2 protein-coding genes are annotated in these 13,577 nt (G+C 42.2%); both read left to right on the top strand.

Translation table 11 applies throughout. The features are described from left to right. Positions 1–3 precede the first annotated feature (3 nt). Complete coding sequence (locus OCI93_RS11360; protein ID WP_261626447.1) at positions 4–4,527, top strand: MupA/Atu3671 family FMN-dependent luciferase-like monooxygenase; 4,524 nt, start codon at positions 4–6, stop codon at positions 4,525–4,527. 4 nt (positions 4,528–4,531) lie between these two features. Beyond that, entirely contained in the window at positions 4,532–13,537 is a 9,006-nt protein-coding gene (locus OCI93_RS11355) for a non-ribosomal peptide synthetase (protein ID WP_261626446.1), read from the top strand. The last annotated feature ends 40 nt before the right edge of the window (positions 13,538–13,577 follow it).

The following is a 13,577-nucleotide window of genomic DNA, read 5'->3' as shown; positions in this document are numbered from 1 at the left end:
CCGGTGAATGTCTCAGCATTTTTAATCAGTTTATATAAGAAGAATATTGTAATCACACTGGTAGATGGTGCATTAAAGGTACAGTGTCCAGATGGTGAGTTAACGGCAGATATAATTGCCCAGCTAAAGCAAAGAAAACCTGAAATAATTGAATTTTTAGCGCAGCAAAAAAATGGCTCTGAACGAACGCAACAGCCAGTAAGTGCGATCCCTAAGAGTACTGCTGATAATGGCTCGATAACAGCTTCTTTTGCGCAACAACGGCTGTGGTTTATTGATCAGTTACAACAAGGTAGCGCTGAATATAATTTGCCCACACCGATACGTATTAAAGGGCCTTTTAATCAGCAGGCAGCTCAGGTTGCGTTAATTAAGATCATTGAACGTCATCAATCGTTAAGAACTGTATTTAGAGCGGTTGAAGGTGAACCGAAACAATATGTTTTATCTAACTTTAGTTTTACTTTAAATCAAGTAGATTTAAGTGCTTTTGATGTCAGTTCTCAGCAGCAGCAATTAAGCGAAATTCTTGCTCAAGATGCCGCAACACTATTTGATTTAGAGCATGACTTAATGCTCAGAGCAAGCTGGTTGAAGCTGGCAGAGAGTGAAGGTGTGTTGCTATTTAATATGCATCACATTGCGACGGATGGTTGGTCTATTTCATTATTACTGAAAGAGTTTATCGCTTTTTATCAAGCGCAAATGAATAACACCGAAGCTGACCTTCCTGCACTTAGCATTCAGTATGTTGATTATGCTGCGTGGCAGTCATCAACAGATGCGCGCGAAGCGCTTGTTAAGCAAAAAGACTACTGGCAGATCCAGCTGAAAGATATTCCTGTATTACATGCATTACCAACAGATCATGTCAGGCCTGCAACTGCTGATTATCAAGGTGCAATTGTTAAATTTCAGCTCGATAAAGAAATTGCTGAGCGAGCTCAAGCCTTTGCGATAAAACATCAGCTTACCCCATTTATGTTGTTGCAAGGGGTATTTGCATTATTAATTGCCAAGCACAGTCATAGTCACGACATTGTACTGGGTACGCCAATGGCAAACCGAACTCGTGCAGAATTGGCTAACCTTATTGGTTACTTTGTAAATACATTAGTACTGCGAATAAATACTGAACACAACAGCATTCATTCCTATTTTGAACACGTCAAAGCGGTCAATTTAGGGATGCAAGATAATCAAGATGTTCCTTTTGAGCAGCTAGTTGAAATGAGCCAAGTACCAAGAGATCCAGCTATTGCACCACTGTTTCAATTGATGTTTAGTATGAATACTAACTCTCAAGTAGCCCTATCTATTGAAAACCTCTCATTAACGCCTATGGTTGCGGCTCAGCCAGTTGCAAAGTATGACTTAGATTTAAGCGCACAAGTCAATGATGATGGTATTGAATTTCAATGGTTATATAGTAAGTCACTGTTTGAAAAAAGCTATATAGAGACTTTAGCATCTCAGTATGCGACGTTATTAGACAATCTATTATCTGCACAGCATGATAGCATCGAGCAGTTAACCTGTATTAGTGAAGTTGAACGTGATGAATTAATCACTACTTACAATCAAACAACAGAGTCATATCAATCTGATGTACTAGTTCATGCACTAATAGCTCAGCAAGCCGCACGTCAGCCTCACAAAGATGCATTGATTTTCAACGGCCAGAGAGTAAGTTATGAAACGTTAGAGCAGCGTACAAATCAGCTGGCACGGTTAATTCAAAGCTCCCATGCAGTAAATAAAGGTCGTATTGGCGTTTGTTTACCTAGAAGCCCAGAGATGCTCGTGGCTATGTTGGCAATATTGAAATCGGGCTCTGCGTATGTACCCCTTGATCCAAGCTTTCCAGCGAAACGGTTGCAAGCGACTTTGCACCAAGCACAGTGCTCCTTACTCATCACAGTAAAATCAATTGCCTCGTTTTTAGAGCCTGCCGGCTTGCCTAATATGCTGCTTTTGGATAGCAATGAAGTAAGTGAACAGTTATCGCGTTGCTCAAATACCAGCTTTAATGAGGTTGACGTTGCTGCTGATGATTTAAGCTATGTGATTTTTACCTCAGGTTCAACTGGTGCGCCTAAAGGTGTCATGATCGAACATCAAAACCTACTGGGCTTTTTTCATGCTATGAATCAATCTATTGGCAATCAAGAAGAGGCGACTTGGTTGGCGATGACGAGCATCAGTTTTGATATTTCAATTCTAGAATTGTTGTGGACGTTATCCAATGGTCAAACGGTGGTACTTGCACCAGATAGAATTGTTCACACAGAAGAAAGTAAGCCGTTAGATTTCAGCCTATTTTACTTTGCAGCAGACCCAGTTTCTGGGCATAACAAATATAACTTATTACTCAAAGGCGCAAAGTTCGCTGACGACAATGACTTTACTGGTGTATGGGTACCAGAGCGTCACTTTCATGAATTTGGCGATCAATTTCCTAACCCATCGGTAGCAGCAGCAGCGGTCGCAGCGACAACTTCACGTATTCGCATTCGCTCAGGTAGTGTTGTATTACCTTTACATGATCCAATCCGAGTGGCAGAAGATTGGTCTATGGTTGATAACTTATCAGCAGGTCGTGTTGAGCTATCAATTGCATCTGGTTGGCACCCAAATGACTTTGTTTTTTTCCCAGATGATTTTTCATTAAGGCATCAAGTGATGCGCGATAAGCTAGTTGAACTTGATAATTTGTGGCAAGGGAAGAGTCTGATGCGCCGCAATGGTATAGGTCAAAATATTGAAGTTTCATTACATCCTCATCCAATCCAAACATCACTACCAACTTGGATTACGGCTGCTGGTAACCCCGAAACATTTGTTTATGCGGGTAGTATTGGCGCTAATATTCTGACTCATTTATTGGGCCAATCGCTTGATGAGTTGGCACAAAAGATACGTCTTTATCGCGATACATTAGCACAACATGGCTTTGATCCGTCAAAGGGTAAAGTTGCCCTCATGATCCACACATTTATTGGTGAATCGCATGAGCAAGTAAGTAATCTGGTGGAGCAACCATTTAAAAACTACTTAAAGCATTCAATAGGGCTAATGAAACCGTTAGCACAAGAGCTTGGTTTGGATATTAATTCAGATCTAGACGCTGTTATTGATGTGGGTTATCAGCGACTCTTTACGCAAAGTGGTCTGTTTGGCACGGTAGAATCGGTGGCTGAACAATTGGATAAGATCACACAAATTGGTGTTGATGAATGTGCATGCTTGATTGACTTTGGTATCGACCACGATGAAGTGCTGGAGAATTTACAACGCCTAAAAGAGGCCAAAGAACATAATGCTTTGCGAGCGAAACAAGCTGAGTTTATGAGTCAGATGGCGAAAACCTCACAGGAGCAATTCGACCTTAAAGACGTCATCGTGTCACAAGGTATTACACATATTCAGTGTACACCGTCCCATGCTTATGTCATATCTGACGTGTTGTTGGATGAAACTATTAACCATCAAGTAGCTACTTTATGTATTGGCGGTGAGGCATTACCGGCTGATCTTGCACAGCGCTTGTCGAATCAAACTTGGCGTTTACTGAACATGTATGGGCCAACAGAAACGACTATTTGGTCTAGCGTTAGTGACGTATCTCAAACGGGATTGCACTTAGCTGGCCCGGCTGCAAATACTCAATTTTATGTTATGTCTGAAGGACAACTGGCACCAAAAGGTGCGATAGGTGAATTATATATTGGTGGAGCAGGAGTCGCGCGTGGTTATTTTGCTAACCAGTCACTCACCAACGAGCGATTTGTAGCGCATCCTTTTGCGGCCAACAGCAATGCCAAAGTCTACTGTACAGGAGATCTCGTCAGGCAGCTTCATAATGGCCAATTACAATTTATTGGTCGCGTTGATGATCAAGTCAAATTACGGGGTTTTCGTATTGAACTTGGTGATATTGAAAGTCACTTGCAGCAACTACCACAAATTCAAAGTGCGGTAGTTATATTGGCTGATTCACAGAGCCACAAAGCGCGATTAGTCGCTTACGTTTGTACAGCCGATGGTCAATTAGGCGAGGAACATACCTTTATTGAGCACTTGCAGGCATATATGCGCAACGTACTTCCTGACTATATGCAACCAAGTCAATATGTTGTACTGGATGCTTTACCATTAACCCCTAATGGTAAAGTTAACCGCAAAGCGCTACCAGAGCCTGAATTATCTATGCAGCAACAAGAGATGGTGCCACCAGAGAGTGACACAGAAATTGCACTGATTGAGATATGGGCCAAGTTACTGCAGCTAGAGGCGTCATCTATCAGTGTTGTTGCAAACTTTTTTGAACTAGGAGGACACTCTCTTCTACTGGTGAAACTAGGTGCGCTCATTAAGCAACATTTCGATGTGAACCTTTCAGTAATTCAGCTGTTTTCGTATAAGCATTGTCGTGAGATGTCAAAAATGATTGAGCTACAAAAACTAAAGAAAACAGCTGAAATTCAGCTTCAAGGAAGCGAGCAAACCGAGGAAGTGGAGATATAAAGTAATGAGTGTTGTTGAGAACTTATTAGCCAGTTTATACGAAAAAAACATCGCCATAAGCGTGGTTGATGCAAAGATGAAACTAAAGGCCCCTGAAGGTGTGTTAACACCAGAAATATTGGCGCAACTGAAACAGCATAAAGCGGAATTGCTAAGCTTGTTATTGCAGTTGGAGCAATCTGGAGCAACGTTGTCTGGCGCAGAGCGGATCATGCCGATTGAACGCAAGCCTATGGATTGGTTGTCCGTGTCATTCTCTCAACAACGCTCCTGGTTGTTAGAGCAAGTTAATCATGGCAGTGCCAGTGAAAACATGCCATGTACACTTGAAATAACAGGTAAGTTTGATTTGCATATCGCTGAGTGTGCAATACAGAAAATTGTTGCACGCCACGAAGTACTTCGCACCCGTTATCAGATGCAAGGGGATACCTTGGTACAGCGAGTTTGTAGTGGCGCTCACTTTACTTTACAGCATGTCAGCCTTTTACACTTAAACGCGAGTTCAAACGAAGTACTTGAATTAATTGAAGTTGATAAGCTTGCATTATTTGACCTATCAAAAGACCTATTAGTAAGAGCACTGTGTATTGAGCTTAAAGATAGTGTACTGCTGCAATTTACCATGCACCACATTGCTTCAGATGGGTGGTCTCAGCGCATCTGGATGAATGAATTTATTCATTATTATCAGCAAATCTCAGAAGGTAAACTCGAAGAATTACCTGCTTTACCTATTCAATATGTTGATTATGCTGCTTGGCAAAGAACGCAACTAAGCGGCGACGTTTTTGATTCTCAGTTGCACTATTGGTCTAAGCAGCTGGAAGATGCTCCTACTTTACATAGCCTGCCGCTTCAAAAAGTACGACCAAGCGCGAACCTCGGCTTAAATAAAGTTGTTACTCATTATTATGACAAAGCACTAACCAGCAAATTACAACGTGGTGCCACTGATTTAAAGCTGACCATGTTTATGTTGTTACATGGAGCACTGTCACTGGTTTTATCTCGCCACTCAAACATTACCGATATCTTAATTGGCACAGCGGTTGCGAATCGTCCGCAAGCGGAATTGGAATCACTGATTGGTGCATTCACTAATACCTTGGTACTAAGAGCTAATACAAATTACACAGCACTAAGTGATTATCTAACCCATATTCGCCAAGTTAATTTAGACGCGCAAGCTCATCAAGATGTACCATTTAGTGAGGTGATTGAGCACTTAAAAGTGCCTAGAACGCCGCAGCATGCGCCATTGTTCCAGATTATGTTCACAATGGATACTAATGACAGTAGTGATGCCAGCTTATCTGACGTTGCGATTAGTCGTGTTGAAAGTGATGTGATGGTGGACTTGTTTGATTTGGATATCACCGCTGAAATCGAGCAAGGTCGACTCAAATGGCAATGGTTATACGACGAAAGTTTATTTGATCGTGCGTATATCGACACTCTTAATAGCCACTTAGAAAACATTGTCACACAAATGGTGACACGGCCTGATGCAGAATTAGGTTCACTACCGATGTTAAGTGATGAAGAAACTCACGAGCTTGTTATTGAACGCAATGACACTTTCATGGCGCTACCAGATGTTTCACAGATACAACATCTAATTGAACAAAGTGCGGTGCAAACGCCTGATGCAATTGCACTCAGTTATGGTGCACAGCAGCTTACGTACCAGGAGCTTGATCAGGCAACTAACCAGTTGGCACACTATCTGGTGTCATGTGGCGTCACACCTTCGAAGCCAGTGGCGGTTTGCTTTGACAGGTCGTTGGCAATGATCGTTGCAATCATTGGTGTGCTAAAATCAGGCGCAGCCTATGTACCTATCGATCCGAAGTACCCTGCGCAGCGTATTCAATACATTCTTGAAGACTCATGCGCATCGCAAATTCTGCTCGACGAGCAGCAAGACAAGCTCCGTGAGTTATTTCCTGAGCGCTGTATCACATTAACGGGCATATTTGGTACAGATTACATCCAATCTTATCCAACTAATCGTCCAGAAATAGCTAATATTAGTGCGCATAATTTAGCGTATATTATTTATACTTCTGGGTCGACAGGAACACCAAAAGGCGTTGAAGTTGAACATGCATCACTATTGAACTCGACGCTGGCTAGAGCACCTGTTTTTGTTTTTCCTGAGCGTTTCTTACTTTTACACTCGGTTGCTTTTGACAGCTCAGTGGCGGGGATCTTCTATACTTTATGTCACGGTGGTCAGTTGTGCATAGGCGATGATTTGCTGACTAACAGTGCTGAAAGCCTCATACAGCAATTGTCTGATAAGCAAATTACTTTTTTAGAAACTACGCCAACTTTGCTTGATGTATTACTAGACATGCTTGGCACAACCCAGCAACCTTATCTAAATACGATTGTCATTGCAGGAGAGGCGTTTAGCAAGTCGCTGGTGGAAAAGTTTACCCGCTGGTCAGCACAACAGCCACAACAAGTTGAACTCATCAATGAATATGGGCCAACAGAAACAACGGTGTGGTCTAGTGTTGCAAAGTTAACGCTAGATAATTATGACTCAATCGGTCACGCGATAGCCAATACACAACTTTATATTGTTGATTATTCAAATAACTTAGCGCCTAAGGGAGCAATAGGAGAATTGTGGGTCGGTGGTGATAATCTAGCAAGAGGCTATCACAATAACAACACAATGACTGCGCAAAAGTTTATTGCTAATCCATTTGCAAAGTCAACGAGTGCGCGCGTGTACCGGACAGGTGATTTAGTTCGATACTTGGATGATGGGCAGTTGCAATTTATTGGGCGTGTTGATGATCAAGTTAAAATTCGTGGTTATCGGGTTGAGCTTGGGGAGATTCAAAACAAAATATTGGATTTAGAGGGAGTGCAATCTTCGGCGCTGTTGATAGCTGATAAGAATGCGCAAAAACATCTTGAAGCCTATGTGGTAGCACACGATAAACAAGCAAAAGTTACTTTTTATCCGCCATCAGGGGATCACTTCTTGTTTGATCAGGCTCACTATACAGCAATGCTAAGAGACGTGCGTCGGAATGCCTGCTTTCAGGATGCGATGAATAAAACCCTCAAAGGTAAAGTAGTACTTGAGATCGGTCCTGGAGCAGAGCTAGTACTGACGCAGATGGCATTAAAAGCCGGTGCGAAAAAAATCATAGCCGTAGAGATTAACCCAGAGGCATACGAGCAAGCGCTTGCAAAAGTGCATGAACTGGCTTTAACGGATCGCGTGGATGTTTTACTGGGCGATATTCAAAGTGTTGAATTACCAGAGCAACCCGAGTTTTGTATTTCGGAACTGATCGGCACTATAGGGAGTTCAGAAGGTGCGGGTGATATTTTAAATAGTGTTAGACCTAGGCTGGCTAATCCAGAAAATATGTTGCCTAAAAAGTGTGTTACGAAAATAGCAGCGGTTAATCTGAGTGAGGAGCATTGTGTTTTTGGTTTCAACCAAATCGGCAACACATATAAAGACGATATTTACCGTCTAAGTGGTAGCGAGTTTGATTTACGCTTGTGTGCAGACAACGTTACACAAGCGCATTTAGTCTCTGATGTTGGCATATTTGAAGAGCTCGACTTTACCCAGCAATTTTCGGCAAACAATACACAAGCGTTGCGTTTGCAAGTAACGAAATCTGGTCGCCTGACGGGATTTGTCGCTTGGGTGAATATTCACCTTGATGATGAGATTGTCTTGGATGTATTTGCCGATAAACAAAGCTCATTTTTACCAAACTACTTTCCGTTGGATTTGTTTGGTACAGAGGTGAATGAGGGGGATGTGATCTCTGGAGAGATTGAGCGACTTCCTGTTAACAGCGGTTTTGGTCATGATTATATTTTAAATCTGACGATTGAACGTAAGGATGTTCAAACACAAAGCCTTAGTATCGTTTCGGCGCATAATTCAGGTGCGCTAAACAGCAATTCTTTTTACCAAAAGTTCAATCAAGTGGGTGTAGTTGAATTTCCTGAGCCTCATGTGAGCGCCGCACAGGTACGCCAATATCTTGCACAGACATTGCCAAGTTATATGGTGCCTTCACACATTCATTTGGTGGACGAAATTCCACTTAATAGCCATGGGAAAGTAGACAAAGCTGCACTGAGAGCGAAATCATCAGATGATGGTGAGAAAGTGATTATCGAACCTAAAAATGAAACTCAGCATACGTTGTTAACAATATGGAGTGAAGTGCTGGGGATCGAGAAAGCTATAATCAGCTGTGATGATGATTTCTTTGAACTTGGCGGCCACTCGTTACTGGCCGTGCGCTTGTCCAATGAAATAGCCAAACATTTTAATAAAGCGATACGCATTAGTTCCTTGTTCGAGCATGTCGGGATTATAAAGTTAGCGCATCACATAGATGCAATGTCGGAGCAGCATTACGAGCTACCAAAAGTGCAACCTGACTTAGCCAACCGTTATGAGCCATTTGCACTGAACGATATTCAAAGAGCATATTGGATTGGTCGTCGAGATGACTTTGAAATGGGCAATGTTGGGACACATGGCTATTTTGAAAAGTTCGCAAAGAATCTTGATTTGCAGCGCCTTGAAACTGCGTGGAATGCACTGATCCGTAGACATGACATGTTAAGAATGGTGGTCGATGGTGAAGGCATACAACGAGTATTAAAACAGACCCCTTATTATCAATTTAAGGTATATCAATATGACGACGAAATCGCAGCTAACGCTGGACAACTAGCTGTTCGAAAGGAAATCTCACATACTGTGTACAGTGGTCGTGAATGGCCATTATTTGATGTTCGTATTACCCAGTTAAATGAGCAAGACTCGGTTATTCATTTTAGTTCGGATGCACTCATTGTTGATGGCTCTAGCTCCGTTATCTTGTTTGATGAACTCTTTTCACTTTACTGTAATCCGGAACTGAAACTAGCGTCGTTAAATTTTACTTTTCGTGACTACGTGATGGCGTACCAAGAATTACGTGACAGTCCTTTATTTAAAAAATCTAAGAAATACTGGCAGGATAGAGTCGCTTCATTCCCAGACAGACCTATGTTACCAACTAGCATGGAACCTGAGTCTATCACGGAGCCTCATTTCTCTCGTGTGACGCATTCACTCACTAAAGATCAGTGGCAAACATTAAAGCAGTTAGCCGCAGAACGCCAGATCACACCTACTGGCTTATTTTTAGGTGCATTTTCTTGGGTGCTTTCTCACTGGTGTGAGAGCAAGAAATTCGCCCTTAATTTAACGCTGTTTAACCGTTTGCCTTTGCATCCAGAAGTAAACAAAATCATTGGTGATTTTACCACGTTGTCTCTTTTGGAAGTGGACTTATCTGATACAAGTGTAGGATTTGCTTCACAGGTAAAAGGTATCCAAAAACAGTTATGGCAAGATCTTGACCATAGGCACTTTGGTGGTATCGATATGCAAAAAGCCTTATCTAGTCACTGTGGTCAATTGCAAAATTTCCCAGTGGTTGTGACCAGCACCATTGGACTAGAAGCGCAAAGCGAAACCGATGTGTCACCTGAGGTTTTACAACAGCAGGCTATTGCAGAAGAAACGTTCGGAAATTCAAAAGACGACTTTGCTATCACCCAAACCTCTCAAGTATGGCTGGATGTCAAAGTTAATGAATCACAAGGTGAGTTGAACTGTGCTTGGGACCATGTAGAAGAGTTGTTCCCTAAGGGCATGGTAGCCGATATTGCTCAGTCTTTAGATAACTTATTGATTGCAATGACTGAAAACCACGATGTGTGGGAATCAACATTATTGTTACCATTACCTGAGCAGCAGAATGATTTAATTAAATCAGTCAATAATACAGCGTGCGAGATTGAGTTGGATTATCTACATAGTGCCGTTGTACGCCAAATGCAACGCCGAGGTGATGCCGTTGCAATTTACTCAGATGACAAAATAGTGACCTATGAACAACTGTGGCATTTCACCACAGCTTTAGCATGGCAGTTACAGCAAAACTCTGTGAAGCCAGGTGAACTGGTAGCAATAGTGATGGATAAATGTTGGCAACAAGTTGTTGCTGCCATAGGTGTCTGTCGCAGTGGGGCAGCATATCTGCCAATTGATGCAAATTTACCGCAAAGTCGCATCGAATTATTGCTCAAGTCAGGACGTGTAACGCAGGTTGTTACAGCTGCGCATTGTGTAAAGTTGCTGCCCGAAGCAATGCAGCTGCATATTGTTGAACAGTTGGTTGAATCAACGCTGCCTGCGCAAGCATACCAATTAGAGTGTGGTGCACAATTGTCTGATTTGGCTTATGTGATTTTCACATCTGGCTCTACAGGCGCTCCAAAAGGGGTGATGATTGAACATGCAGCTGCAAATAATACTTGTGTTGATATAAATCAGCGCTTTGCAGTGACAGAGCAAGATAGCGTGTTGGCGTTGTCGAATTTAAATTTTGATTTATCTGTGTATGACATTTTTGGTGTATTAGGCCAAGGCGGTGCGTTGGTATTACCAAAAGAGGATGAAATCAGGGATCCTGCAAGTTGGTTACGATACATAACTAACCATCAAATTACTATTTGGAACACAGTACCGGCATTGATGGTCATGCTTACTGAGCACTTAAAAAATAGTGCGGTGCGGTTGCCTATTTGCCAAGTGCTTATGAGTGGTGATTGGATACCGCTGGATTTGCCAAATAAAATTAAAGCAATCGCGCCGAATGTGAAGATCACTAGCCTCGGTGGTGCTACAGAAGCATCCATCTGGTCAATTTTCTATGAGATAGACCAAGTGTTACCACATTGGAAATCTGTGCCATATGGTAAAGCTCTGGCAAATCAAGCTTTTTATGTTTTAGATCAAACGCTTGAGCCGGCACCAGTTTGGGCTGTAGGTGATTTGTATATTGGTGGTGTTGGCTTAGCTCGTGGGTACTTTGAAGATTGCGAAAAAACCAATCATGCGTTTATTCACCATCCAGAATCGGGCAATAGGCTCTATCGAACAGGTGATAGAGGCCGCTTGTTACCAGATGGAAATATCGAATTTCTAGGTCGTATTGACCACCAAGTAAAGGTGCAAGGTTATCGTATTGAATTAGGCGAAGTTGAAGCACACTGTAAAGCTCATGAAGACGTTGATGATGCCGTTGTGACAACCTTCGAACTACATGCTCGCAAGTGGTTAGTGGCTTTTGTTACCACGGGTAATGAGCAACAAGAAGCGTTGCGTGTTGCTCTTAAAGCACACCTTAGTGCTCAATTACCACATTATATGGTGCCGCAGCATATTCATTGGGTGGCACAAATACCTTTAACGGCAAATGGTAAGGTGGACCACAAAGCGCTTGCGCGATTAGCAGTAAAACTAGCTGTGTCGATTGAGGGGGATGACGCGCATATGCTGACACCAGCAGAAAAGAAGCTGGCCATACTATGGGCAAGTTTACTGAACTTGCCAGTGAGTCACTTTGACAGCCATAGTAACTTTTTCGCTCTTGGTGGGGACTCTATTTTTGCGGTTCGATTGGTGGCAGAAATTGAAAAAGCTTATAACACTGTCATTTCAATCGCGGATATCTTCCAAAATGCTGAACTAAGCAAGCAAGTGGCAGTGATTGAAGCGCAAGGGACGCATGGCTATTCAGATATCAGGTCACTGCCAGTTAGGTCGTCTTATCCTGTATCACCGAGTCAGAAGTCTATGTTTATGATGGCCTCAATGGACAAAGGCTCGTTAGCTTATAACGTTCCTTTTGTCATCAAAGTTGAGGGGCAGTTCGATTTAGATAAAGCGCAGTATGCACTTACCCAAATAGTTCAACGTCATGAAGTATTTAGAACCACATTTAATGTCGATGCACAAGGTGAGATCTATCAAACCATATTAAACGATGTGGCATTTGATGTTCAGCAACAGCAAGTGACTGAACAGGTTGATATAGAGTCCTTGATCCAAGCTTTCATTCAGCCTTTTGAGCTGGCAAAAGCGCCATTATTAAGAGCAAAAATTGTGTCTATTTCGTTTGTAAATGAGGCACCGCGTCGTTGGTTACTGTTGCTAGATATGCATCATATTATTTCGGATGGTGTCACCATGAATCTGTTTGTTCATGAATTTGCAAAGTTGTATGAAGGTGAATCACTACAACCACTGAGAGTGCAATATAAAGATTACAGTGATTGGTTGAATAAGCGCCTCGCATCAGCAAGTATGCAAAAACAGCGTGCTTATTGGTTAGAGCAACTGAGTGGCCGTTTACCACAAATTCAATTGCCAGCAGACTTTTCGCGTCCAGCAGTAAAAAGTAGTCAAGGCGCACATATTTTAAATACTTTCGATGCTGAGCTTACCGCGCAGGTCCAAAAATTCGCCCACCAGCATTCTTGCACACTGTTTATGACAATGTTGTCATGCGTGAACATTCTGTTGCACAAACTGACTCTTGACCAAGACATCATAGTTGGTACTGCAGTGGCAGGTCGAGAGCATACTGACTTACAACGCATGATGGGTATGTTTGTCAATATGTTAGCACTTAGAAACTCAGTAATCCCAAGTATGTCTGTTGCTGAGTTGGTTGCGGCTGTTCGTGAAAACACACTGACGGCACTGGAAAATCAGCAAATGCCATTTGAGCGTGTAGTTGAGCAGTTAAAAATTGCCAAAAACCCGTCTCGTCAACCAATTTTCGACGTGTGCTTTGCCATGAGAACCGAGGATGAAACCCAGCGCAATATTGATATTGCAGGAGTTCAATTTGAAGGCTATGAGCCACAGTTTGAAACAGCAAAGTATGACCTGACATTTGACTTGTACTTGTACAGAGAACAGCTGCAAGTGCGTCTTGAATACTCAAAAGATTTGTTTAGTGAAGAGTCTGCTTCGCAATTCTTGACATTATTCAAGCAAGTGACAAGTCAGGCAATTGCAGACCCACAGTGCAAGATTGAGCAACTTGATACCTTGCAACGTAATCAGCGTGTATCTGCAGAAGAGTTTGGGTTCGAATTTTAAATAATAAATAGATCAAATATAACAATAATTTAGGAGGAAG

This window comes from Pseudoalteromonas holothuriae (assembly GCF_945859825.1).
Lineage (GTDB): Bacteria > Pseudomonadota > Gammaproteobacteria > Enterobacterales > Alteromonadaceae > Pseudoalteromonas > Pseudoalteromonas holothuriae.
This window is presented reverse-complemented; position numbering and strand designations above follow the sequence as displayed.